The organism is Litoribaculum gwangyangense, assembly GCF_039543505.1.
GTDB classification, from domain to species: domain Bacteria; phylum Bacteroidota; class Bacteroidia; order Flavobacteriales; family Flavobacteriaceae; genus Litoribaculum; species Litoribaculum gwangyangense.
Genome location: NZ_BAABJW010000001.1, coordinates 133,152 through 157,794 on the forward strand (window position 1 = coordinate 133,152; position 24,643 = coordinate 157,794).

Annotated in this window: 19 protein-coding genes and 1 pseudogene; 8 read left to right on the plus strand and 12 right to left on the minus strand. The window is 33.4% G+C overall.

The genetic code is table 11. The features are described from left to right. Nucleotides 1-6: 6 nt before the first annotated feature. Genes ilvC through ilvD form a run of 4 tightly spaced genes read right to left on the minus strand, consistent with a single transcriptional unit; the run spans nt 7 to nt 5,509 of the window. Entirely contained in the window at nt 7-1,482 is a 1,476-nt protein-coding gene (ilvC, locus tag ABD963_RS00565) for a ketol-acid reductoisomerase (RefSeq protein ID WP_345274992.1), read from the minus strand. Between the two features lie 16 nt (nt 1,483-1,498). Beyond that, complete coding sequence (gene ilvN / locus ABD963_RS00570; RefSeq protein WP_345274993.1) at nt 1,499-2,032, minus strand: acetolactate synthase small subunit; 534 nt, start codon at nt 2,030-2,032, stop codon at nt 1,499-1,501. Nucleotides 2,033-2,043: 11 nt separating this feature from the next. Next, nucleotides 2,044-3,777 (minus strand): biosynthetic-type acetolactate synthase large subunit, encoded by a 1,734-nt coding sequence (ilvB, locus tag ABD963_RS00575; RefSeq protein WP_345274994.1) that lies wholly within the window; start codon nt 3,775-3,777, stop codon nt 2,044-2,046. 46 nt (nt 3,778-3,823) lie between these two features. After that, entirely contained in the window at nt 3,824-5,509 is a 1,686-nt protein-coding gene (gene ilvD, locus ABD963_RS00580) for a dihydroxy-acid dehydratase (RefSeq protein ID WP_345274995.1), read from the minus strand. Nucleotides 5,510-6,141: 632 nt separating this feature from the next. Here ilvD and metK point away from each other — a divergent pair. Then, nucleotides 6,142-7,395, plus strand: a complete 1,254-nt coding sequence (gene metK, locus ABD963_RS00585; RefSeq protein ID WP_345274996.1) for a methionine adenosyltransferase — start codon at nt 6,142-6,144, stop codon at nt 7,393-7,395. 128 nt (nt 7,396-7,523) lie between these two features. On the opposite strand, the gene ABD963_RS00590 is transcribed toward metK, so the two are convergent. The 5 genes and pseudogenes from ABD963_RS00590 to ABD963_RS00610 form a co-directional block, all read right to left on the minus strand. Continuing rightward, nucleotides 7,524-10,262 (minus strand): carboxypeptidase-like regulatory domain-containing protein, encoded by a 2,739-nt coding sequence (locus ABD963_RS00590; RefSeq protein ID WP_345274997.1) that lies wholly within the window; start codon nt 10,260-10,262, stop codon nt 7,524-7,526. Nucleotides 10,263-10,306: 44 nt separating this feature from the next. Then, nucleotides 10,307-11,176 (minus strand): GLPGLI family protein, encoded by an 870-nt coding sequence (locus tag ABD963_RS00595; RefSeq protein WP_345274998.1) that lies wholly within the window; start codon nt 11,174-11,176, stop codon nt 10,307-10,309. 59 nt (nt 11,177-11,235) lie between these two features. Further along, a pseudogene (locus ABD963_RS00600) lies at nt 11,236-12,138 on the minus strand (GLPGLI family protein). Between the two features lie 71 nt (nt 12,139-12,209). Further along, nucleotides 12,210-13,037, minus strand: a complete 828-nt coding sequence (locus ABD963_RS00605) for a GLPGLI family protein (protein WP_345274999.1) — start codon at nt 13,035-13,037, stop codon at nt 12,210-12,212. Further along, nucleotides 13,034-13,408, minus strand: a complete 375-nt coding sequence (locus ABD963_RS00610) for a hypothetical protein (RefSeq protein ID WP_345275000.1) — start codon at nt 13,406-13,408, stop codon at nt 13,034-13,036. Before ABD963_RS00610 ends, ABD963_RS00605 begins: the two co-directional genes overlap by 4 nt. A 125-nt stretch (nt 13,409-13,533) precedes the next feature. On the opposite strand from ABD963_RS00610, the gene ABD963_RS00615 reads away from it, so the two are divergent. Genes ABD963_RS00615 through ABD963_RS00630 form a run of 4 tightly spaced genes read left to right on the plus strand, consistent with a single transcriptional unit; the run spans nt 13,534 to nt 17,176 of the window. Beyond that, the gene (locus ABD963_RS00615) at nt 13,534-15,069 is read left to right on the plus strand and encodes a sensor histidine kinase (RefSeq protein WP_345275001.1); all 1,536 of its coding nucleotides are present in this window, start codon (nt 13,534-13,536) and stop codon (nt 15,067-15,069) included. Continuing rightward, a complete protein-coding gene (locus ABD963_RS00620; protein WP_345275002.1) occupies nt 15,062-15,745 on the plus strand; it encodes a response regulator transcription factor in 684 nt (227 codons plus the stop codon). The genes ABD963_RS00615 and ABD963_RS00620 overlap by 8 nt, the downstream gene beginning before the upstream one ends. A 33-nt stretch (nt 15,746-15,778) precedes the next feature. Then, nucleotides 15,779-16,558, plus strand: coding sequence for a hypothetical protein (locus ABD963_RS00625; protein ID WP_345275003.1), 780 nt, complete (start codon nt 15,779-15,781; stop codon nt 16,556-16,558). A gap of 3 nt (nt 16,559-16,561) precedes the next feature. Next, on the plus strand, nt 16,562-17,176 hold the full coding sequence (locus tag ABD963_RS00630; RefSeq protein ID WP_345275004.1) for a deoxynucleoside kinase: 615 nt from the start codon (nt 16,562-16,564) through the stop codon (nt 17,174-17,176). Here ABD963_RS00630 and ABD963_RS00635 read toward each other — a convergent pair. From ABD963_RS00635 to ABD963_RS00645, 3 genes are all read right to left on the minus strand, one after another. Further along, nucleotides 17,160-18,170, minus strand: coding sequence for an App1 family protein phosphatidate phosphatase (locus ABD963_RS00635; protein ID WP_345275005.1), 1,011 nt, complete (start codon nt 18,168-18,170; stop codon nt 17,160-17,162). The two genes, ABD963_RS00630 and ABD963_RS00635, sit on opposite strands and share 17 nt — an antisense overlap. 88 nt (nt 18,171-18,258) lie before the next feature. Continuing rightward, the gene (locus ABD963_RS00640) at nt 18,259-20,655 is read right to left on the minus strand and encodes a sodium-translocating pyrophosphatase (RefSeq protein WP_345275006.1); all 2,397 of its coding nucleotides are present in this window, start codon (nt 20,653-20,655) and stop codon (nt 18,259-18,261) included. 130 nt (nt 20,656-20,785) lie between these two features. Next, on the minus strand, nt 20,786-21,319 hold the full coding sequence (locus tag ABD963_RS00645; RefSeq protein ID WP_345275007.1) for an inorganic diphosphatase: 534 nt from the start codon (nt 21,317-21,319) through the stop codon (nt 20,786-20,788). 213 nt (nt 21,320-21,532) lie between these two features. Here ABD963_RS00645 and ABD963_RS00650 point away from each other — a divergent pair, with 213 nt between their 5' ends. The 3 genes from ABD963_RS00650 to ABD963_RS00660 all read left to right on the plus strand — a co-directional run bounded on the left by ABD963_RS00650 (nt 21,533) and on the right by ABD963_RS00660 (nt 24,634). After that, nucleotides 21,533-23,764 carry a M1 family metallopeptidase gene (locus tag ABD963_RS00650; RefSeq protein WP_345275008.1) on the plus strand — a complete coding sequence of 744 codons (2,232 nt, stop codon included), beginning with the start codon at nt 21,533-21,535 and terminating at the stop codon, nt 23,762-23,764. Beyond that, complete coding sequence (locus tag ABD963_RS00655; protein ID WP_345275009.1) at nt 23,739-24,191, plus strand: DUF4174 domain-containing protein; 453 nt, start codon at nt 23,739-23,741, stop codon at nt 24,189-24,191. The genes ABD963_RS00650 and ABD963_RS00655 overlap by 26 nt, the downstream gene beginning before the upstream one ends. 104 nt (nt 24,192-24,295) lie before the next feature. Beyond that, nucleotides 24,296-24,634 (plus strand): PID-CTERM protein-sorting domain-containing protein, encoded by a 339-nt coding sequence (locus ABD963_RS00660; RefSeq protein ID WP_345275010.1) that lies wholly within the window; start codon nt 24,296-24,298, stop codon nt 24,632-24,634. Nucleotides 24,635-24,643 lie beyond the last annotated feature (9 nt).

Genomic DNA, 24,643 nt, shown 5'->3' on the forward strand with positions numbered 1-24,643 from the left:
GTTTTTTTAAACTATGGGTTTCATGGCAGTCATAGAAGCTCTTAAAAAAGTTCCTATTTTTTCAACAGGGTGTTCTCTTAAGGCTTTATTAACTTCAATAAGTTTTGCGTTATCAACACCTTTACCGTTATCTTTCGCATAGGCTTTACCAATAACATCGGTATCGATTTTCTTCATGAAATCTGCTAATAGAGGCTTACAAGCATGGTCGAATAAATAACAACCATATTCAGCAGTATCAGAGATCACACTGTTCATCTCATACAATTTACGTCTGGCAATGGTATTTGCAATAAGAGGTGTTTCGTGTAAGGACTCGTAATACGCTGAAGCATCAATAATTCCAGATTCGGTCATAGCTTCAAAAGCCAACTCAACCCCTGCTCTAACCATGGCTACCATTAACACACCATTATCGTAATACTCTTGTTCAGAGATATCAACATTACCGGCTGGAGTTTTTTCAAAAGCAGTTTCGGCAGTTGCTGCTCTCCAAGTCAATAACTTTTTATCATCGTTAGCCCAATCTTCCATCATCCCTTTGGAAAAGTTTCCTTCCATAATGTCATCCATATGTTTTTGGAATAGTGGACGCATGATATCTTTTAATTCTTCAGACAATTCGAAAGCTTTGATTTTTGCTGGATTTGAAAGTCTGTCCATCATATTGGTTATACCACCGTATTTAAGACCTTCTGTAACGGTTTCCCAACCATATTGAATTAATTTTGAAGCATAGCCTGGGTCGATACCTTTTTCAATCATTTTATCAAAACATAGGATAGATCCTGTTTGTAACAACCCACACAATATAGTTTGCTCTCCCATTAAATCAGACTTTACCTCAGCTACGAAAGACGATGCTAAAACGCCCGCTCTATCACCTCCAGTGGCTGCTGCATATGCTTTTGCTTGTGCCCAACCTTTTCCTTCAGGATCGTTTTCTTCATGCACCGCTATTAATGTTGGTACACCAAAACCTCTTTTATATTCTTCTCTAACTTCAGTTCCTGGACATTTTGGAGCCACCATAATAACGGTTAAATCTTTACGGATTTGCATGCCTTCCTCAACAATATTAAAACCATGTGAATAACTTAATGTGGCTCCTTTTTTCATTAAGGGCATAACCGCATTGATAACACTAGTATGTTGTTTATCTGGGGTTAAGTTTAAAACTAAATCCGCAGTTGGAATCAATGCTTCATAAGTCCCTACATTAAATCCGTTTTCTGTAGCATTTATATAAGATTTGCGCTTTTCTGCAATAGCCTCTGCGCGTAAGGTGTAAGAGATATCTAATCCAGAATCTCTCATATTTAAGCCTTGGTTTAGGCCTTGAGCACCACATCCTACTATGACAATTTTCTTTCCTTTTAAAGCATTGACTCCATCTTCAAATTCTGAAGCGTCCATAAATCTACACTTCGATAATTGGTTTAATTTATCTCTTAACGATAGTGTGTTAAAATAATTTCCCATTTTTAATTTTTAGTTATTATTGGTTATTAAATGCTACTAGCATTTCGGTTATTTTCATTTCATCTTTGGTTACTGCAATACGACCGGCACGCACAAATTGCATGATACCGAAAACGTTTAAATCTCTTCTTAATGATTCTATTTCGTTTCGTCTACCTGACTTTTCAAGTACAAAAAACTCTTTGTTTACAGTTACAATTCTGGTATTGCTTTCTTTAATTATATTTTGAATTTGAGGTTCCTCAAAAAGTAAAGATGATTTTATTTTGAACATGCAAGATTCGGTATAAATGGTTTCATCATCTGTATGATAATAAGCTTTGATGACCTCTACCTGCTTTTCAAACTGCCCTACAATTTTCTTAGCTTGGGACTCGGTAATGTTTACCACAATTACAAACCTGTTTACTCCTTCAATTTCAGATTGCGAGGTTGTCAAGCTTTCAATATTAATGTGTCTGCGCTGAAAAATAGCAGATACTCTATTTAGCAAACCGATATTGTTCTCAGTGTAAATAGATATGGTAAATGTTTTTATATCTTCGTTCATTTCTGTTTTTCTTAACTTAATCTTATATCTGAAACTGATGCCCCAGCTGGAATCATTGGGAATACATTATCCTCTTTTTCAACACAAACTTCTAAGAAATAGGATTCTTTAGATGCTATCATTTCTTTTACAGCCTCCGCTAATTCCTCACGTTTAGTAACTTTTCTAGCTTTTATGTAATAGCCCTCTGCAATAGCAACAAAGTTTGGATTTGTCATTTCAGTGGATGCGTAGCGCTTATCAAAAAACAATTGTTGCCACTGGCGTACCATTCCTAAAAACTCATTGTTTAAAACCACAATTTTAACCGGTACTTTTTGCTGAAATATGGTTCCGAGTTCTTGAATGGTCATTTGATAACCGCCATCGCCAATAATAGCCACCACTTCTCGGTCTGGAGCTGCCATTTTAGCACCAATAGCCGCAGGAAGTGCAAAACCCATCGTACCCAAACCACCCGATGTAATATTACTTTTGGTAATATTAAAATCGGCATAACGGCAAGCAATCATTTGATGCTGTCCTACATCGGACACAATAGCCGCATCTCCTTTAGTTTCAATATTAATTTGTTTTAAAACCTCTCCCATGGTCAACCCTTCTTTGGTTGGAGAAATATCATTTTTAATGACTTTTTCAAATTCAATAGTATACAAATCCCTAAACTCCTGTAACCAAGATTCGTGTGAATTTTTATTAAGTAATGGTAATAGTTGCGCCAAGCTATCTTTGGCATCTCCTATAACCGCAATATCCGTTTTTACATTTTTATCAATCTCTGCAGGATCTATATCAAAATGAATGATTTTAGCTTGTTTTGCATAGGTAGCTAAATTACCAGTTACTCGGTCATCAAAACGCATACCAATAGCAATTAGAACATCACATTCATTTGTTAATTTATTAGGTGCATAATTACCATGCATACCAACCATACCAATATTTAATGGATGTGAGGTTGGTAAAGCTGAAGCCCCAAGGATGGTCCACGCAGATGGAATACCCGCTTTTTCAATAACCGCTTTCAATTCGTTTTCAGCTTCGCCAAGAATAACGCCTTGACCCCAAACAATCATAGGTTTTTTAGCAGAATTAATCAAATCGGCGGCTGCTTTTACCTTTTCAGGTTTGGTTTTTGGTACAGGAATATAACTACGGATGCCCTTACATTTTTCATATTTAAAATCTAGTTCAGATACTTGGGCATCTTTGGTAATATCAACTAAAACAGGTCCTGGTCGTCCACTTTTAGCAATGTAGAATGCTTTAGCCAAAACCTCAGGGATTTCTGAAGCTTTAGTGACTTGATGGTTCCATTTTGTGACTGGTGTAGATATGCCTACAATATCGGTTTCTTGAAATGCATCACTTCCCAACAAATGTGAAAATACTTGTCCAGTAATACATACCATAGGTGTAGAGTCTATTTGCGCATCAGCTATTCCTGTTATTAAATTGGTAGCCCCTGGACCAGAAGTTGCCATGGCCACACCTACTTTTCCAGAAATACGAGCATATCCTTGAGCTGCATGTGTTGCACCTTGCTCATGACGTGTTAAGACATGATGTATTCTATCTTGATACTTGTAAAGTTCATCATAAACTGGCATTATTGCCCCTCCTGGATATCCATAAAGAATATCCACGCCTTCTTCTATCAAACATCTTATAATAGCTTCACTACCTGTAATGCGTTCTGTTTTGTTAACCATTTCTTTGGTTTTATTTGCTGTTTGTGTATTCATGCGTATTCCTATTCAGACCCTTTGATTTGGGTAATATTGTATTTATCTAGAATGCATCCGTAACACAACCTTTGGAGGCCGATGCTACTGATTTTGCATATTTATAAAGAATGCCTTTTTTATGTTTTAATTCGGGCTCAACCCATTTGGCTTTTCTTTCCTTTAATTCTTCATCTGAAATTAAAACGTTAATGGAATTATCCTCTGCGCTAATTCTAATTTTATCACCGGTTTTTAAAAGGGCTATATTACCACCCGTTTGTGCCTCGGGCGTAATATGGCCAACAACAAATCCATGTGTTCCTCCTGAAAAACGCCCATCTGTTATTAATGCCACTGATTTACCCAAACCTGCACCCATAATTAAAGAGGTTGGTTTTAACATTTCTGGCATACCTGGTCCTCCTTTTGGACCCACATAACGAATGACAACTACATCTCCTTTTTCTACTTCTCCATTTGAAATCCCTGTATTGGCAGCTTGCTCGCCATCATAAACAACTGCCTTACCCTCAAAAACCAGACCTTCATTTCCTGATATTTTTGCTACAGCGCCTTCAGTTGCTAAGTTCCCGTAAAGAATTTGTAAGTTTCCTGATGATTTTAATGCTTTATCCTTTGGATAAATTATCTCTTGATCATTATCAAACTTTAGTGGCTCTACCTCTTTTAAATTTTCAGCTAGTGTTTTACCGGTAACGGTCATGCAATCTCCATGTAAATAGCCATTATCCAATAAGTATTTCATAACGGCAGGTGTTCCGCCGATACAATGAACATCTTCCATAAGGTATTTTCCACTAGGTTTTAAATCTGCAATTAAAGGCGTTCTGTCACTAACCCTTTGAAAATCCTCTAAAGTAAACTCAATATCTGCAGCATGAGCAATAGCTAAGAAATGCAATACTGCATTGGTTGAGCCCCCTAAGGCATTTACAATGGCAATAGCATTTTCAATTGATTTTTTTGAAATGATATCTAAAGGCTTTAAATCTAGTTCCAATAAATTTTTAATCGCTATGGCTGTTCTTTCGCTTTCGGATAATTTATTTGGATTTTCGGCAGGAATTGATGAATTATAAGGCAATGCAAAACCCATACATTCAATAGCTGAAGCCATGGTATTCGCCGTATACATACCGCCACAGGCTCCTGCGCCAGGAATGGCTCTTTTTATGATTTCTTTATATTCCTCTTCATCAATCTCACCAGCCACTTTTTGCCCTAATGCTTCAAAAGCTGAAACAATGTTTAATTTTCTACCTTTATAATTTCCTGAAGCCGTTGCACCACCATACATCATAATGGAAGGACGGTTTAAACGTAACATAGCCATAACAGCTCCTGGCATATTTTTATCACAGCCAACTACCGCTATGAGAGCATCATAACTTTGAGCATTCATGACTGTTTCAATAGAGTCTGCAATAATATCTCGAGATGCTAAAGAATAATTCATTCCGGAAGTTCCCATAGAAATCCCGTCTGATACACCTATAGTATTAAAACCCAAACCAACTAGACCAGCAATATTACATTCAATTTTAACCTCATCCTTTAATCTATTTAAGTGCATGTTACAAGGATTACCATCAAATCCTGTACTGGCTATACCTACTTGAGCCTTTTTCATATCCTCATCGGAAAATCCCGCTGCATATAACATGGCTTGTGAAGCTGGCTGTGATTGATCTTGTGTTAATCTTTTACTGTATTTGTTAAGTTCCTTCATTTTTAATGCAAATAATTCAGTACTTTATTTCGTTTATATTAATATTTTAGATTTTTTGTGGTTTTTATTAAATTTTTATAAAAACAGACCCAAACAATTTTCGAAATTAAATTATTAGACTTTTATAATAACAATGCTAAATTTATTAAGGTTAAATTCATAGTAACAAATTTTTATACAAAAATCTGTTAATCAGTATTTTAAACCATTTTTTATATGATGTTCAAAAACAAAAAATAATACATAAAAAAACTTAAGTTTTGGGTAAGTTAAAAATTATTTAGATCCTAATAAACCATAAGATGCTACCGTGAAATAAGCACAATGACGATTAAAGGAAAGATATTAATTATTTATTTTCAATTTTTTCATTAAATATGATTTCGAAATAAATATTAACAGCCATTACTTTTTATAAAAACACAAAAATAAACTATCATTTTCTTTTATTTTTTTATTTTTGTCGACACAAATAACAGAGGAAAGATTTGACTGATTGCAACCTCTTAATATTGGGTAAATTATCTTACAAATAAAAGATACTGAAACAAGCCTAGTATTAAAAAAAATGCTAAAGGCAGTGAAAACTTCCTTCGACGTTAATCCATCAAATCTACAATAAATTAAAAAAAATGGCTTATTTATTTACTTCGGAAAGTGTTTCGGAAGGACATCCAGACAAAGTAGCAGACCAGATTAGTGATGCTTTAATTGATAACTTTTTAGCTTTTGACAAAGAATCGAAAGTAGCCTGCGAAACACTAGTTACCACTGGCCAAGTAGTGCTTGCTGGCGAGGTGAAATCGCATACTTATTTGGACGTTCAAAAAATTGCTAGGGATACCATAAACAAGATTGGTTATACGAAGGGTGAATATATGTTTGATGGCAATTCTTGTGGTGTGCTTTCTGCAATACATGAACAATCTGAAGATATCAATCAAGGTGTAGACCGAGGGAATAAAGAAGAACAAGGTGCTGGAGACCAAGGTATGATGTTTGGCTATGCCACGAACGAAACTGAAAATTTTATGCCTTTAGCACTTGATTTATCGCATAGAATTTTAATTGAACTCGCCCATTTACGTAGAGAAAATAAGGACATCACCTATTTAAGACCAGATAGTAAAAGTCAGGTAACCATTGAATATAGTGATGATAATATTCCTCAGCGTATTGATGCCATTGTAGTATCAACTCAACATGATGAATTCGCAGATGATATGACGATGTTGGAAAAAATAAGAAAGGATGTGAAAGAAATTTTAATACCTCGAGTGGTTTCTAAACTTCCTGAAAATATTCAAAAACTTTTCAATAACGAAATTAAATACCACATTAACCCAACTGGTAAGTTTGTTATTGGTGGTCCACATGGCGATACTGGGTTAACTGGTCGTAAAATAATTGTAGACACATATGGTGGCAAAGGTGCCCATGGTGGTGGTGCTTTCTCGGGAAAAGACCCAAGTAAGGTAGACAGAAGTGCGGCATATGCCACACGCCATATTGCCAAAAATTTAGTAGCTGCAGGTGTTGCTGATGAAATTTTGGTACAAGTAAGTTATGCTATTGGTGTAGTGGAGCCCATGGGGATTTTTGTTGATACCTATGGTACTTGCCCTTTTAATATGACCGATGGTGAAATTGCTCAAAAGGTTTCGGAGATTTTTGACATGCGACCATTTGCCATTGAAGAGCGTTTAAAATTGCGTTCGCCTATGTATAGTGAAACTGCTGCTTACGGTCATATGGGGCGAAAAAACGAAACGGTTACCAAAACATTTACTCAACCAAATGGCGAAACTACAACCCTTGACGTAGAGCTGTTTACTTGGGAAAAATTGGATTATGTTGAAACCGTAAAAGATGCTTTTGGCTTATAAAACCAAAATTTTCATGATAAAAAAAGACCGCTTAATTGCGGTCTTTTTGATTTATTATCGTTTAACCTTAGAAATAAAACTTTAAATCGATTTCTTACGCTATTAACGTTAAATGAAACATAAAAAAATTATAGCTCATACCTAACTCTGAAGGTAACAAAACGAGGTTGAATAAAAGTTTCTGATGTTGAAACTGAAAGATTATTGGCACTGTTATTAATTCTCGAATCTATATCTAACAAATTGGTAGCCAAAATTTCGTATTCCCATTTTGCATCTCTATCTTTTCTGTAAGACAATGAAGCATTCCATGTCTCAAAAGATTGAACTTCACCTCCTTTTTCTTTTTGACGATTGTAGGCATAGTCTGTTCTAAAAGTAACAGAATTCCAAATGTAAGCATCAAAATCAATAGATGGTGCATTGGTATAAAATACGGTTTTTCGGGTTCCTTGGTTATTCGTACTAATACTGTAATTATACCTTACACTAACATTTGGAGCAACTTTAAAATTAGTTCTTAAACCTGGGACATAATTTTGAACAAATCTTTCATTTACCGATTGCCTTCCTTGAATAAATTGGTTGTTTTTACTGTAATTATAATTAGTACTTAAGCTGGCTCTTAGTTTACCAAACGTGCGTTGAACGCGCCCATTTGCTGATACACTCTCATCAGCAAAATTTGAATTAAAAAAAGTACTTGTAGTAATAACATTTTCAAAGTTAGTTAAACCTCTAATTTGGTCAATATTTTTTGCATAAGCGAGTCTGGCAAATACGTTAGTATAATTAAACAAATTAAAACTATTATAAAATAAACTTACGTTGTGAGATAAAGCGTTTTGTAATTCTGGTTCACCAAACTGAATGCTATTAAAATTGTTTAAAACCAAGCCTTGTGCCAGTCGCGTTACATCGGTAAATTGATTACGCATATTATACCTAAGTGTTAAACTTTCGCTCTTTTTGAATTGGATTCGAGTTTCAAAATCTGGCAAAATTCTTATAAAATTATCAACAAATTCTTCATTAAATTGGGCATTTTTATTACCATAAGCATGTGCCGAAAATCCAGGCCTAAAGGTAAATTTTCCAAGCTTTAACGTGTAGTGAACACCTAAATAGAAGTCGCTAAAATTGTACTTGGTGTCATTAGTAGCGCGCCCATTATTGAATGTTGGGTTTGGGTTAAATTGTGAGCCATCCTCAAGAAATTGAAAAATATTTGAGTTAAATTCTTGACTACTTAAAATGGTTCCTAAAGTAAAATTGATATTACTTTTATCGTTAAGAATGTTGTAATAATCAAACTTAGCATCTAATTGATTCGATTTAATCCGTCTGTTTTGTACTAAATCATAATTATTTAAAGATGTATTAAAACCTAAAGCTTCAGCAGTGGTATCGTAAGCATCCCTATCATCGGGATCTAGTTCATCATTGTTATTTGGATCATTAAAGAGTAAAGCATTATAAAATGGATCTTCGTCTTTTATTAAATGCTGAGCTTCAAAAGCAAAAATATTATTTTCATTCAGGGTATAATAATAATTTATATTTTGATTGATACTAAAAGGCTTCACTTCATCAAATTGATTGGTACTTCCTAAAACTGAAGATAAAAAGTTTTGATCTTGTGAATCATTTGAAATTCTCCCTAAAACATCATAATCTAATTGATTATTCAAGTTTGGCTTATATACAGCGCTTAATTTTATTAATCCTTGATTGGAGGCTTCATTACTTGTACGCTCGGTAGTTTCATCTGGAATACCTAAATCTGAATCAGTAAATTGCTTGAAAGATCTTTGTCTTGAGTCTATACGACTGCTATTATATATTAAAAATCCACTAATATCCAAAGCTTTACTTGGCGAATAACTAAAGTTGGTTGCTCCCAACTTATTCTCTACATTTATGGCATTATTTTGACTGGTTAAAAACCCTAAACTATTATCTCCTAAATCGATACTCGTACCACTATTATTACTAGGTACTCTAAAACCACCACCAAAACCTCGAATATCTCTTCTTGACAAGGCTACTTCTCCTGTGTTGTTTAAATCTCCAATAAAATTTAAACTGAATTTTGGGCTGTAATAAAAGAGCTTGGGTTGGGCTAAATAGAGTTCTTCATCGGGGGATGAACCAGCACCAACTGTAACATTTCCAAACCAGAAGCTTTCTTTCCCTTCTTTTAGTTTAATATTCATTGCTACATTATCTTGGTTATTAGTTACAGCACTTAATTGGCCCACCTCTGAATAATTTCGTAATACTTGTATTTTATCTACGGCGCTGGATGGAATATTTTTGGTTGCCAGCTTTGTATCTCCATCAAAAAAGTCCTTACCATTAACCATTAATTTATTTACCACTTTTCCTTCCACTTCTATTTGTCCATTTTCATTAATCTCAACACCTGGAAGTTTTTCAATAATATCTTCTAACTTACGTTCAGATCCGTTTTTAAAAGAATCTGCATTGTAAATTAAAGTGTCCCCTTTTACTGTTACAGGCATTTCATAAACTAACTCTACGGCATCCAATGCATTGTCTGCTTTGAGGGTAATATCTTTATCTATGTTATCTTCACTAGTGGTAATAAACTCTTCAAAAGTTTTCATACCAATATAACTTACTTGTAATTTGTATTCGGTATTTTTTCCTAACGATAAAATATATTTTCCTTTATCATTTGTTATACCATATGATTCAAGAGCACTAGTTACTTTATTTATGGCGATTACATTTGCCAACTCCAAAGGTTCTCCAATACTATCTTTTACGACTCCTTGTAATTTTATCTGGGCAAGAGCGATATTAACTACAAAAAGTAGTAAGACAAAAATTAATTTTTTCATTTTTTTAGTTTGGATATAGTTTGGTGATGGAAGAGATTATATGGTTAAGACCTGTTTGATCTTCTACCTCTATTATCTCTCATTTCTTGCATTTTACCAGTAATTATTGCTTTGTATTCTTTCTTTGTAACTAATTTACCCTTGTCTGGAGCTTCTATTTTGTTTTTTTCCTCTGGATTTAAAACAATTTTAGAACATAGCAATGTGGTGTTACCAACACTTACCTCTAGGATTAAACCCGGTAGCCCCCAATAATCGCTAGGTCCTTGACTAATAGGAACCATTGGCGTATACCATGCTTCTACTTCAATCATTTCAACTTCTTCCTCTGTAGATGCCAATTTTGTGCTAGTTGAATCGCTAGATTCCGTAGTATCAACTTTTTTCTCCGCATTATTATTTGATAATTCTCCCCAAGAAAAATTCCACCAAGACGTGTCCGTAACAGGTCTTTTACATGTTGCTTTAAAACAAGTATATTGCCCAATTTGTTTTGACTCGGTTCCCATTTTCCAATCGAGAGGTGATAAACTTTCTTTGATTAAAAATTGTTTTCCGTAAAATTCTTGATTTTGAGCAAACTCATTAGACTTGATATTTTTATAAAGCTCTCCAGGGGTAAAATTTTTACCCCAAGAATCAGTTGCACCAGAAATAGCATCCAACTTCTCATCTTCTTTGTAAAGAGACTCTTCTTTGTTGAATGTTAAAATATAGGTCTTTTCCAATCTGTTTTTTAAACGTGCTTCAATCTGCTTTTTTTGCGCTTCACTCATTCTAGCTCCCCATGAACCAAGGTCCATAGGTGTTTTAGAAAAGTAATAGGCTTTTCCTTGAAAGTCTTGTGCAGAAATTGACAGCGAAAGAAACCAAAGAAATAATATGGTAGTTACATTTGGAATTAAAGTTTTCATAAGTTTGATTTAATTTGTTTTGTTTAACAAATATATATAAAAATTAAACAAAATAGTGTTTATCTTGGATTAATTCCATTTCTAACCCTATTATTTCTATATTCTTCCATTTTCTCAGAAATAAGAAGGTTGTATTCTTCTTTTGATACTACCTTACCCTTTTCTGGAGTCTTTATTTCTTGCTTATCATTAGGATTCATGATTATTTTTGTACAAAGCATAACAGTATCCCCTGCATTTAATTCTAAAATCAGACCAGGTAATCCCCAATACTCACTAGGCCCCTAATTTATTGGAATCATAGGAGTATACCAAGCCACTACCTCAGCTATTTGAGGCTCCTCAATTAACTCCTCTTTTGTTAAAGTTTCATCTGTATTTTTATTTCCGTTATCATTTCTTAAGGGAGGATTAACGCGCATCCAGTTTAATTGTTTAATAGGAATCATAACCGTAGCCTTAAATGCTGTATAATTTCCAATTTGCTTGGACTCGCTTTCCATTTTCCAGTTATACGATTGCAATTCTTCCTTTATTAAAAATTGTTTTCCAAAAAATTCTTGATCTTGAATAAAGGTTTTAGACTTAATATTTTTGTACTGTGGTCCGCTTGAAAAACTATTTACAAATCCAAAGCCACGTCCTCTACTTCCCACCATTGGTGCGCTTAGTTTTTCCTCTTCCTTAAATACAGACTCTTCCTTATTAAATAATAAAATATAAGATTTTTCTAAAAACGGTTTCATTCTTTCTTCTATTTCCTTTCTTCGTTGCTCACTCATTTGGCCTCCTGTTCTATTAAAACGGCTCATGTCCATGATCGTTTTGGATGAATAATAAGCTTTTCCTTGAAAGTCATTTTGGGCAAATGAAAAAATGGAAATTAAAACCAGAATACAAACGCTATAGAATTTAATAAAAGGATTTTTCATAGAATATTTAACAAAAGGACACCAATGCATGTCTTAAATACCATTAGACTTTTAATACTCTATTTCGTTTAACGATTTAAACGTTAAATAATTCTTAAATATTAACTTCCAACTCTTATCATAAACGTTTCGCCTTCTCGACTTCCTCTTCTGGATTGGAATTGTTCCATCATTTCTTTATTTTTCCTCTCCTGTATATCATTAAATTCTTTTTGAGATACTTCTTTTCCTTTTTCAGGTTCTTTAATCTCAAACGTTTCCTTAGGGTTAATAACAATTTTACTACATATTAAGGTTAATTCGCCGTCGTTAACTTCTAATATCAAACCTGGTAATCCAAAATAATCTTCTGGCCCATGACTCACAGGAATTTGTGGCGTGTACCAAACAGTTGTGGTTTTTTCTTTGGTTACATCTTCAAATTTGCCATCCGAAGTAATTGTCTTTGTTGTATACTCTTCTTCAAAAACAGCTTTAAAACAGGCATATTCACCAATATATTTTGTTTCATTTAAAAGTTGCCATTTTTTGTTTTTTAGAGAATCCTTTACTAAGAATATTTTACCCGATATTTCTGTTTTATTAGTATATCGATGGTCTTGTATATTCTTGTACATAATATCCGAGCTCTGTGATATTTTAATTGTTATACCAGAAGAATTAGGTATTGAGGGTTTATCCAACTTTTCAACACGCTTATAAATGGATTCGTTTTTATTAAACTCTAAAGTGTATTCTTGTTGAAATTGTTTTTTTAACTGTTCCTGAATTTGCTTTTGCATTTCAGAGTTAGTATTTTTATCATCCATTTTCAAATCTACCTTGCGATGAGATTTATAGGTAGCAATACCTTGGAAATCTTGCGCGAAAAGGCCGTTCGAGATTATTAAAACCGTTAACAACCCGATTGTTTTTAAAAAGAAATTCATTGTTTTTTATTTTTATAGTAGTTAATAGCAGATTTTTTAATTTTTATAACACGCTGTAAAAAGTTCTTTTTGTCTTTACTATTTCCTTTAAACTTGTAAGATAACGAACTTTTTACCCCGTTTGACATCTGTGCTCCATTACACTTAATTTCAAATTCAACGGGCTCGTCCTCATTCATATTATCAAGAAGTTTCTCGATGTCTTCAACAAGAAAAGAAGATTCTAAATCTTCAGCAGAATCAACTTCAACAGAAATTTTCAAACTATTAATTTTGATATCACTTACAGACATGTCTTCAGTTGACTTTGCCGATTGCCCAAAGCTAACTGTGGCTATTAAAAGACCTAAAATTGTAAATACATTTTTCATTTTTATATAATTTTTGTTGTTATAATACTACAAATATAAAAGGCCCTTTGAAAGATTTAGGTTAACTAGTGTTAACGTGTGTTAACCAATTAGTTTTGTATTATTCTAACATTTACTTTTGAAATATGAATGACTTGAAATTCAAATACATATTATATCTTATCCTCTTTGTCATCCTCTGTACCATTGGCATTCAAATTTACTGGAATTATAAGAATTACATTTTCAACAAACAACAATTGGTCAAAGATGTACAAATAAGTTTAGATAAAGTTGTAGATGATTATTATGCTGGATTAGCCGAAAAAACCACCTTGGGTTTTACATTTGAAGGTTCAGCAAAAAATAATATTTTAGGAGAAGATGGCTTTTTGGAAAACATATCAAAATCTATTGATGAGTCCAATAAAAAATTTAAAACCTTAGATTCAATAAAACCCTCCAAAATAAAAGGTTTAAAAATTTTTAGGGGTAAAAAAGCCGATTCATTATTATTAGAAAACAACGAAGCTCATGGGTGGCTTCCCAAAAAAGATTCAAATAATAACCTAAAATTTATTGACAAGCCAGATAGTACTTATTTTAACGATATAAAATTATTAACTACTAAAGTGGTTTTTTCCATTAACAATGATTCATTAAATGTGAATCAAATTGATAGCTTACTGAAAATTGATTTGTCCCGAAAAAATTTAATGATAGATTACTTTTTAGATTACAAAAAACCAAAACAAAAATTTCCAGAATCACTTAGGAGTAAAACTAAAAATAATGACACCATTGAGGATAAAAAATACAATTTACTTAGCGCCACATCAAAGTCAACTTTTCTACCCAAAAACAGTTCTCTACAAATTTATTTTAAAAATATAAGTACTGCTGTATTTAAACGTATTTTCTTTGGGATATTCATTTCCTCTTTACTGGTTTTAGCCGTTATAGGTTGTTTGTTTTATCTTTTAAAAATCATTCAAAAACAAAAACAACTGGGCGAATTAAAAAACGATTTAATAAGCAATATCACACACGAATTTAAAACTCCTATTGCTACAATTGGCGTTGCTATGGAGAGTATAAGCGATTTTAACGTGATAGACGATAAGGAAAAGACAAAAAAATATATCGAGATGTCTTCTAACCAGCTTTCTAAATTAAATATTATGGTTGAAAAATTGTTGGAAACTGCTACATTGGATAGTGAAGCTTTGGAATTGAATAAGGAAGCCATAAATATAGTTGAGTTCCTCGAATCTATGGTAAATAGATATAAAATGCAACATCGAGAAAAGACTTTCACATCAAATATTGATTTAGAAAATGTTTCGTTGCATATTGATGTTTTCCATTTTGAAAATGCCATAAACAATGTTTTAGATAACGCCGTAAAATATGGTGGCGATCAAATTTCATTGGAGTTTTTTTTAAAAGGAAACACCGTTGAAATATTAATTTCTGATAATGGAAACTCTTTGAACAAAACCAATAAAAACCGTATTTTTCAAAAGTTTTATCGCATCCCAAAAGGTAACACCCATGATGTAAAAGGTTTTGGCATTGGGCTGTATTACACCAAATCTATTATTGAAAAACATGGTGGCAACATAGCACTTGACTTAAAAACCAAACTCACAACCTTTAAAATTTCACTTCCTAATGACTAATCCTACTAAAATATTATTGGCAGAAGACGAGCCTGCTTTGGGGCAAATTATTAAAGAAAGTTTGGAAACCAGAAACTTTAAGGTCACACTTTGTGAAAATGGCGATATCGCATTAAAAAACTATCAATTGGAAAACCCAGAATTATTGGTGCTAGATGTGATGATGCCTAAAAAAGACGGTTTTACTTTAGCAAAAGAAATTCGAAACATAGATGACACCATTCCCATCATTTTTTTAACTGCAAAATCGCAAACCCAAGATGTTGTTGAAGGCTTTACAGTAGGCGGAAATGACTATTTGAAAAAACCCTTTAGCATGGAGGAATTGATTGTTAGAATCAACAATTTATTAAACCGAACTATTGAACAAAAACATTCCAGCGTCATGAAAATTGGAGAATATACCTTTAATTTTCCAAAACAAATACTTCAATTTAAAAATAGTGATGGTATGCCATTAACCCATCGTGAAGCACATTTGTTATTCCATCTAATAAAAAACAAAAATAAGGTTTTAGATAGATCGTTAATTCTAAATAAACTTTGGGGTAGCGATGACTTTTTCAATGCCAGAAGTATGGATGTGTTTATTACCAAGCTTAGAAAAAAACTTAAACAAGACCCAAATATTGAAATTATTAACGTAAGAGGTTTTGGATACAAACTAATTTGTTGAAATTGGTTTGATTTTTGTATTTTTCAAAATACAATGAAACATACTTTTTATCTGTTTTTAGCATTATCCTGTTCTATATTTGGTCAAGAAACCATTGAAACTTCTTTTGTTAAAGAAACTCCTTTAAAAGTTGAAACCGTTGTAAACATAGATAATTTCGGTACGATTTACTACATTGAAAATGATGTTTTTAACAAAAAAACGTTGGACAGAACCATTACTTATAACAATATTCAACTAGGAAGGCTTCATTCAGCGAATGCATTCAATCCACTTAAAATCAACTTGTTTTATAAAGATTTCAATACTGTTATTATTCTTGATAATAGACTTGCTGAAATTTTTAAAATCGATTTCAACGCCATAACACCCTATAAAAACATCACCCATATTTCAACAGGTTTTGACAACACATTATGGGTTTTTAATCAAGATTTACAAAAACTAGAACTTTTTGATTATAAAACGCAAACTACACGCGCACTAACTGTACCTGTGCAAAGCCCCGTTTTAGATTTAAAAAGTAATTACAATTATTGTTGGTTGCTTACCGAAAAGTATTTGTACATGTATAATTACTTTGGCAGTTTGGTATTGAAAATAAAAAACGAAGGCTATTCTACATTGGTTGAAAGTAATGAAAATATCATCCTGAAAAGGGATAATAACTTACTTTATTTAAAAAGAAGTAGCGCGGTCCCAGTACCAATTAAAATGCCAAATTTGTTGATAAATCAGTTTTTTGTAACCAATGAAACCTTGTATATTTACAACCAAGAAATCTTGCAACAACTCCAATTAAAAATCAAATAAACTATGCATATTGCTATTGCCGGAAACATTGGCGCTGGAAAAACAACTCTCACCAAATTATTGGCAAAACATTATAAATGGGAAGCCCAACTTGAAGATGTTGTTGACAATCCTTATTTAGATGATTTTTACAATCAAATGGAACGTTGGAGTTTTAATCTGCAAGTTTATTTCTTAAACAGTAGGTTTCGTCAAGTTCTGCAAATACGTGAAAGTGGTAAAGACATCATCCAAGACCGAACCATATACGAAGATGCCCATATTTTTGCACCTAACCTGCATGCCATGGGTTTAATGACCAATCGAGACTATGAAAATTATAAATCGCTGTTCGATTTGATGGAATCCTTAGTACAAGGTCCTGATGTTTTGATTTATTTACGAAGTTCCATTCCTAATTTAGTATCCCAAATTCACAAACGTGGTAGGGAGTATGAAAACTCCATCAGTATTGATTATTTAAGCAGGTTGAACGAGCGATATGAAGCTTGGATACATGGTTACAACAAAGGAAAATTGTTGATTATTGATGTTGATAAACTTGATTTTGTTGATAATCCAGAAGATTTAGGGAATATTATAAATACTATTGATGCCGAAATTAATGGTCTATTTTAGCTATAAAGCCATATTCTTTTGCGTGGTTTATGGCCTCTTTGCTATTATCCACCAATAAAACTGGAGTTGTTTTATAATTTTCATATAACATTTTTACACGACGCATTTTCCTTTTGTGATTTACGTTTATCAAGTAAATAGCCATGATTCTTCCAGGATAATCCATAGCTACATTCATGTAAATATAAGGGTCGTATTCACCACTATCGCCAATCAATATAAAATTCAATTTAGGATAGGTATTTAAAAGATTTATGATTTCTTTTTGCTTTTGCGGTAAGTGGCCATTAGGTTTTTTTGAAAAAGGAATAGGAAAACTCCTTAAAATAATTGGCCCTTTCGGAAAATTATTTTTTTTTAAAAAATACTTGAGATAACGATATAAATTCCAAGGACTATGGCTTACGTAAAAAATAGGATTAGATTCATTACCGCCTTTACCTTTATGCAGTAAATTATAAAATTGAGGCGCCCCATCTAAAGGAATTCTTTTGCCTGCTGAAGTTAAAAGAGTATTAAATACTACACGCCATTTTAGTATGGATACCAGTCCTGTATGCAAAATAGTGTCATCAATATCACTTATAACTCCAAATCTTGCATTATGTGAAGGAATAAGCATTTCTCCTTCAAATATATTTCCAGATTGAATAGGGCTTTTTAAATTATCAATATCGAATGAGAATTCTAAAGGTATCCAACCTTCATTATTTGAATAATTTTGAAGATTATTTACTTTATCGTCAAAAATGAAATACCCTCTATTATCGGTATGGGTATAAAAAAACTTATCCTTTCCTACTTTAACTTTAATTCTTGTATGCTTAATCTCATCGGTTTCAAAACGTTTCCACGCATTAAAAAGTAATTTAAAAGCTCCTTTTTGTTCTAAATCAATACTCTCGTCTTCAATGGCTCTTCCTCTTAAGTATAAATGATTAGAAGTTCCATAGGTTTGAAATGTAATTATTTGAAGAGGATCCTTTTTAAACATAAAATGTTTTTAAACTTGAATTAAAAGTACAAAAAAACCACGTTTATAAACGTGGTTTTTTATATTTATAAAGATTGCATACGTTAGTTTACAACTCCTCTTCAACGACTCTTTGTCCCGTTATACTAGAGTCTTTTGTTTCGTTTTCTAAAGCCTGAACTCTAGCTTTAACCTCTTCTTCAGAACCTTCAAAAGTTTTGTAACTAGTAAATTTCTCACCATTTTCATTAGATAAGATTGTAACAATAGCCTTAACCGTACCATCTTCATTTTTGGTCATTTCCACCTTTACCTCTTTTGAAATATTGTTTACAACTTCGTTATTAAGTCCTTCAGAAACATAAGCAGTAACAGCATCAGATGATAGCGCAATACTTGGCGCAATAACCAATGCAACAACCGACATTAATTTTAATAAAATATTCAATGAGGGTCCTGATGTATCTTTAAAAGGATCACCAACGGTATCACCAACCACTGCGGCTTTATGAGCATCTGTTCCCTTACGACCATCGGCCTCTATCATTTTTTTAGCATTATCCCAAGCACCTCCAGCATTAGACTGAAAAATAGCCATAAGCACACCACAAGTAGTTACTCCTGCTAGTAAACCTCCTAACATTTCAGCACCTCCTATAAATCCCACAGCAACAGGAACAGCAATGGCTAATAAACCAGGCAATACCATTTCTTTAATGGATGCTTTTGTTGAAATATCTACACATTTACCATATTCTGCATAACCATCTGCAGCATCAAATATAGCTCTATCTTCCTTTGAAGCTTTACTCATATCAGAATTATACTTGCGCATAACCTCTAAAGCAGCCTTTAATTGTGGAATGTCTTTAAATTGACGACGTACTTCTTCAATCATTGCCATCGCAGCTCTACCAACAGCATTCATAGATAATGCTGAAAACACAAATGGTAACATCCCACCTACTAGTAAACCAGCCATAACCGTTGGTTTTGAAACATCAATAGAAGAAACATTAGCAACTTTCATAAAAGCTGAAAATAATGCTAAAGCCGTTAAAGCAGCTGAAGCTATTGCAAATCCTTTTCCAATAGCGGCAGTTGTATTACCTACAGCATCTAATTTATCAGTACGTTCTCGTACTTCTGGATCACACTCAGCCATTTCAGCAATACCACCCGCATTGTCTGAAATAGGACCGTAAGCATCAACAGCTAACTGAATACCAGTATTAGCCAACATTCCCACAGCAGCTATGGCAATACCATATAAGCCAGCAAAATGGTGAGAAACTAAAATAGCGGCCGCTATTAATAGAATTGGAATCATTGTAGACATCATACCAACACCTAACCCTGCAATGATATTCGTAGCTGCTCCTGTTTCAGATTGACGTACTATGGAGCTAACCGGTTTTGTGCCAGTACCTGTATAATATTCCGTAATTTTACCAACACCTAAACCAGCAATTAGACCAGCTAAAGTAGCCCAGAAAATCCCCATAGCACCACTAGGCAATCCTTCTACGCTTTCAGGAATCAAGGCATTTATAATAAAATAAGATGCAATTACCATTAATCCTGCAGAACCGAATTCACCAATGTTTAAAGCTGTTTGTGGATTTCCTCCATCTTTTACTCTAACAAAAAAGGTTCCAACTATAGACATTATGATACCAACTGCCGCTAAAACCAAAGGTAAATAAACAGCTCCTAAACCAGCAAAATCTGGAGTTATAATAAAAGCTCCTAATACCATAGTACCAATTATAGAACCTACGTACGATTCAAATAAATCGGCACCCATACCAGCAACATCTCCAACATTATCACCAACATTATCTGCAATAGTTGCAGGATTTAAAGGATGGTCTTCAGGAATACCGGCCTCTACTTTACCAACTAAATCAGCTCCAACATCAGCCGCTTTGGTATAAATACCACCCCCAACACGAGCGAAAAGTGCAATTGAAGAAGCTCCTAATGAAAACCCTGAAAGCACGTTTAGAACCAATCCTAAATTATCTGCACCAGGCCAAATATTTTGATATATGGCAAATAGGCCACTTAAGCCTAAAACACCTAAACCTACAACACCAAGACCCATTACGGCCCCACCAGCAAAAGCTACTTCTAAAGCTTTTCCTAAGGATGTTTTGGCAGCTTGCGTGGTTCTTACGTTTGCTTTTGTAGCTACTCGCATACCGATAAAACCTGCTAAAGCCGAACAAATAGCCCCTACTATAAATGATAGCGCTACCATGCCGTTTGAGCCAACTTCATTGCTTCCTTTGAAATACAACAAAATAGCAACAGCTATAACAAAAACAGATAAAATTTTATACTCTGCTTTTAAAAAAGACATTGCTCCATCGGCAATATTTTTAGCAATTCTTGCCATTTTAGCATCCCCTACTTCTTGCTTTGCTACCCAGCCGCTTTTTATAAAAACATACAATAGCGCCAAAACACCAAAGGCAGGCAAAAACTTTACGATTAATTCCATATTAAATTAGTTAGTTTAAATTAATTATTTTTTTAACGGGGCTAAAAATAGGAAAATTAAAGTGATAAAAAAAACCACCTTTGGTTAAAGATGGTTCATTTTTTTGCCTAATAATTATCAATCCAATAATTTAGATTGTAAAGGTTCTCTTTTTCTTATGTTCGCTCTCATCGTAGCGTTGCACACATTTATGATAAATATCAATAGCTTCTTGAGCATTTCCCCAACCACCAACATCAACTTTTTTCTTTTCCAAATCTTTATAAACTTGAAAGAAGTGTTCAATTTCTTTCAGTCGATGTGGATTTAAATCTGAAATATCACTTCTTTTACTCCATACAGGGTCTGAAACAGGAACACAAATAATTTTTTCATCAGGCCCTTTTTCATCAGTCATGTGGAAAACCCCTATGGGTCTCACTTCCATAACGACCATGGGATAAGAGGGCTCTGTTGAAAGCACTAAAACATCTAAAGGATCGTGGTCTAATGCTAAAGTTTCAGGAATAAAACCATAGTCCCCTGGATACATCATGGATGAAAATAAGGTTCTATCAAAACGGATTTTATGTAAGGTAAAATCATATTCATATTTATTTCTGCTCCCTTTGGGTATTTCAATCAACACATCAAAAGTTACTTTCTTAATTTTCTTTTCGCTCATTATCAATTATTTTTAGCCTATTCATCAAGGATATTGCTATGATATTTATTGTGCAAATGTACTGAACGCTTATCCTTAAAGCAACAAAAACAACTTTTTTTAAAGTATTCCAAGAAAGTTTAAACACGGTAAAAGCATTATTAAGAATTTAACAAAAAATGCCTCGATTATTTATTATATTGTGCATGACTAACTCAAATAAATAATTAAAATATGCGTTTTCATATATTAGTAATAATAGGTCTTTTTACATACTTTTCCACCTACTCTCAAACTAAACCTTGGCAAGGTAAATTTGAACCCATCGACAATATGATTGCGCCTCCTAACACCTACCGAACAGCCAGCGGCGCTCCAGGAAGGGATTATTGGCAGCAACGTGCCAATTATAAAATAAAAGCGACACTTGATGAAAAAAACAACATCCTTTTAGGAGAAGAAACCATAATCTATTTTAATAATTCGCCAGATGATTTAAATTATGTTTGGATACAACTCGAACAAAATGTAAATAAAAAAGGAAATGAAGATTTTGGTGCTATTAATAATGCGATAAAAGATTCCATAACCACCCGCCAAATGCAATTTTTAACCAGAGCCATCAATTTCCCCGCTGGTTATACTATTAAATATGTGAAAGATGGCAATGGAAATAACCTAAAAACCTTGGTTAATAACACCATGATGAAAGTAAAATTGAATTCCGTTTTAAAATCAGGAGAAACAACTTCATTGTCCATTTCATGGTCTTATGCCATAACTGATAGAAGTATGTTTTTATTATCGAGAGAAGGTTACGAATATTTTCCTGAAGATAAAAACACCGTTTACCTTATTGCGCATTGGTTTCCAAGAATGGCCGTTTATAATGATACGGAGGGTTGGCAAAATCAGCAATTTCAAAAATTGGGAGAATTTGCACTGGAATTTGGTGATTACGAAGTTGAAATTACTGTTCCCGAAGACCATATTATAGCATCTACTGGAACGCTCCAAAATGAAGAATCCGTTTTAGCAAAAACACAACGCAAACGATTAACTGAAGCAAAAAAATCATTTGACAAACCTGTAATGATTATTACAAAAGAAGAAGCTCAAGCCAACGAAAAGCAAAAAGCAACCAAACCAAAAACCTGGAAGTTTAGCGCCACCAATGTTCGTGATTTTGCATTTGCCTCATCCAGAAAATTTATGTGGGACGCCCAAGCGGTAAAACTTCCAACCAATACAGTCATGGCCATGTCTTTTTACCCTAAGGAAGGACTTCCTGTTTGGAAAGAAGAATCCACAAAAGCCATTATGCACGCTTTAGAAGTTTACTCCGATGCCACATTTGATTACCCCTATCCAGTGGCTATTTCCGTAAATACTTCCAATATTGGTATGGAATTCCCAATGATTAGTTTTAATGGAGGACGCCCTAATAAAGACGGCAAAATAAGTGATGGTGCAAAAGCAGGCATGATAGGAACTATTATACATGAAGTAGGTCACAATTGGTTTCCTATGATTGTAAGCTCCGATGAACGGAAATGGATGTGGATGGATGAAGGCTTGAATACTTTTTTACACCAACGTACCGTAGAAGAACGCTACCCCAATTTTAATTATACGACACCAAAAAGCATTGTGCCGTTCATGAGTGGTGATAAAAATATTTTACGTCCTATAATGACGACTTCAGATAATGAATTATTAAATCAATTTGGCGCTAATTTTTATATGAAACCGACTGTTGGTTTGCAAATGCTTCGAAATTCGATAATTGGCAAAGAACTTTTTGATGAAGCTTTTAAAGAATATGCCAACCGATGGAAATATAAGCACCCTAATCCTGCCGATTTGTTTAGAACGTTAGAAGACGCCACAGCCACCGATTTGGATTGGTTTATTAGAGGCTGGTTTTTTACAACCGATAATGTAGATATGGAACTTAGTAATGTAAAATGGTTTAAGGTATTTGAAGAGAACACTAATATTGAAGACCAAAATAAATCCTCAAAAATAAAAATAACGGCTAATAGCAATAATACAAATGCTGAGGCAAAAGATTTTTCCAATGGTCCTGAGGTAATCACCATGACCTCAACCCCAGATGCTGCCTATGGTCAGTTTTTATCAAGAATTGATGAACCTGAGATTAGAAAACAATTATCGGGTAAAAATATATATGAAATCACCGTAAAAAATCTTGGAGGTTTAGTAATGCCTGTGACTGTAGAATGGGTGTTTACAGATGGTTCAACAGAAATTGATACTTTACCAGCAGAGGTTTGGAGACGAAATGAATATGAAATCACTCATACTTTTATAAAAGAAAAAGAAGTTAGTAAAGTAAATTTAGACCCTAATTTTGAGTTTGCTGATACCAATATGAACAATAACAGTTTCCCTAAAGAAGACACCCCAAGTGAATTCGATGCTTTCAAGAATAAAAAGAATTAAAATAATAGCTTTAATACTTTTAGCTTTAAAAACAGGTATTATGATGTCTCAAGAAATAACAGACCACCGCTGGAAAAACAGGGTTTTATTGGTTTTTACTCAAGATATTAACGCCCCTAATTTCAAAAAACAAATTGATGAATTAAAGAAAAATGAAAAAGGGCTAAAGAATAGAAAATTAATTATTTACCAAATTGCAAAAGATAGTTTTAGAACCGGATTTACAAACCTGAAATGGGAAAAAACACCCAATTCTTTCGTTAATTTTAAAGATAAAAACAGCACTTTTTCAATTGTGTTAATTGGATTAGACGGTGGCATTAAATTAAAGCAAAAAAGATTCCTTTCTTGTATAGACCTGTTTAACATTATAGATGTCATGCCCATGAGGCAACAAGAAATAATGGACAATACTAAATCCAAATAAATTGGTTTAAAATCACTTCAAAGTTTTAAAATGTATTACATCGAAAATAAAAAATAATCATATGTAACCACAATAATTTTGCTTAACTTAATAATGCATCTAAGATGAAAAAAAGAAGTAAAAACAATTATAAACAATTTAGCTTATTAGCTACAATTTTAGTATTTACGTTTAGCTTAAACGTAAATGCTTTGCAAGGGAACAGTCATGTTCACCGAAACAATTCTGCACCAGTAAATAACAATAACAATGGTAATGCTGGCGGTGGCAATCAAGGTAATGGATATGGGAATAACCCATATGGAAATCAAGGCAACACTACAAACAACGGAAGAGCCAATGGGAACAGAAATAATGATTCTGTACCGTTAGATGGTGGTCTTTCAGCTTTATTGTTAGGGGCTACTGCTTTTGGTGTAAAAAAATTACGAGAAAAGAAATAATACAAATCA

Coding starts and splice junctions, on each gene's coding strand:
- ilvC (WP_345274992.1), bottom strand. CDS start 1,482: ATGGGAAATTATTTTAACACACTATCGTTAAGAGATAAATTAAACCAA.
- ilvN (WP_345274993.1), bottom strand. CDS start 2,032: ATGAACGAAGATATAAAAACATTTACCATATCTATTTACACTGAGAAC.
- ilvB (WP_345274994.1), bottom strand. CDS start 3,777: ATGAATACACAAACAGCAAATAAAACCAAAGAAATGGTTAACAAAACA.
- ilvD (WP_345274995.1), bottom strand. CDS start 5,509: ATGAAGGAACTTAACAAATACAGTAAAAGATTAACACAAGATCAATCA.
- metK (WP_345274996.1), top strand. CDS start 6,142: ATGGCTTATTTATTTACTTCGGAAAGTGTTTCGGAAGGACATCCAGAC.
- ABD963_RS00590 (WP_345274997.1), bottom strand. CDS start 10,262: ATGAAAAAATTAATTTTTGTCTTACTACTTTTTGTAGTTAATATCGCT.
- ABD963_RS00595 (WP_345274998.1), bottom strand. CDS start 11,176: ATGAAAACTTTAATTCCAAATGTAACTACCATATTATTTCTTTGGTTT.
- ABD963_RS00605 (WP_345274999.1), bottom strand. CDS start 13,037: ATGAATTTCTTTTTAAAAACAATCGGGTTGTTAACGGTTTTAATAATC.
- ABD963_RS00610 (WP_345275000.1), bottom strand. CDS start 13,408: ATGAAAAATGTATTTACAATTTTAGGTCTTTTAATAGCCACAGTTAGC.
- ABD963_RS00615 (WP_345275001.1), top strand. CDS start 13,534: ATGAATGACTTGAAATTCAAATACATATTATATCTTATCCTCTTTGTC.
- ABD963_RS00620 (WP_345275002.1), top strand. CDS start 15,062: ATGACTAATCCTACTAAAATATTATTGGCAGAAGACGAGCCTGCTTTG.
- ABD963_RS00625 (WP_345275003.1), top strand. CDS start 15,779: ATGAAACATACTTTTTATCTGTTTTTAGCATTATCCTGTTCTATATTT.
- ABD963_RS00630 (WP_345275004.1), top strand. CDS start 16,562: ATGCATATTGCTATTGCCGGAAACATTGGCGCTGGAAAAACAACTCTC.
- ABD963_RS00635 (WP_345275005.1), bottom strand. CDS start 18,170: ATGTTTAAAAAGGATCCTCTTCAAATAATTACATTTCAAACCTATGGA.
- ABD963_RS00640 (WP_345275006.1), bottom strand. CDS start 20,655: ATGGAATTAATCGTAAAGTTTTTGCCTGCCTTTGGTGTTTTGGCGCTA.
- ABD963_RS00645 (WP_345275007.1), bottom strand. CDS start 21,319: ATGAGCGAAAAGAAAATTAAGAAAGTAACTTTTGATGTGTTGATTGAA.
- ABD963_RS00650 (WP_345275008.1), top strand. CDS start 21,533: ATGCGTTTTCATATATTAGTAATAATAGGTCTTTTTACATACTTTTCC.
- ABD963_RS00655 (WP_345275009.1), top strand. CDS start 23,739: ATGCTTTCAAGAATAAAAAGAATTAAAATAATAGCTTTAATACTTTTA.
- ABD963_RS00660 (WP_345275010.1), top strand. CDS start 24,296: ATGAAAAAAAGAAGTAAAAACAATTATAAACAATTTAGCTTATTAGCT.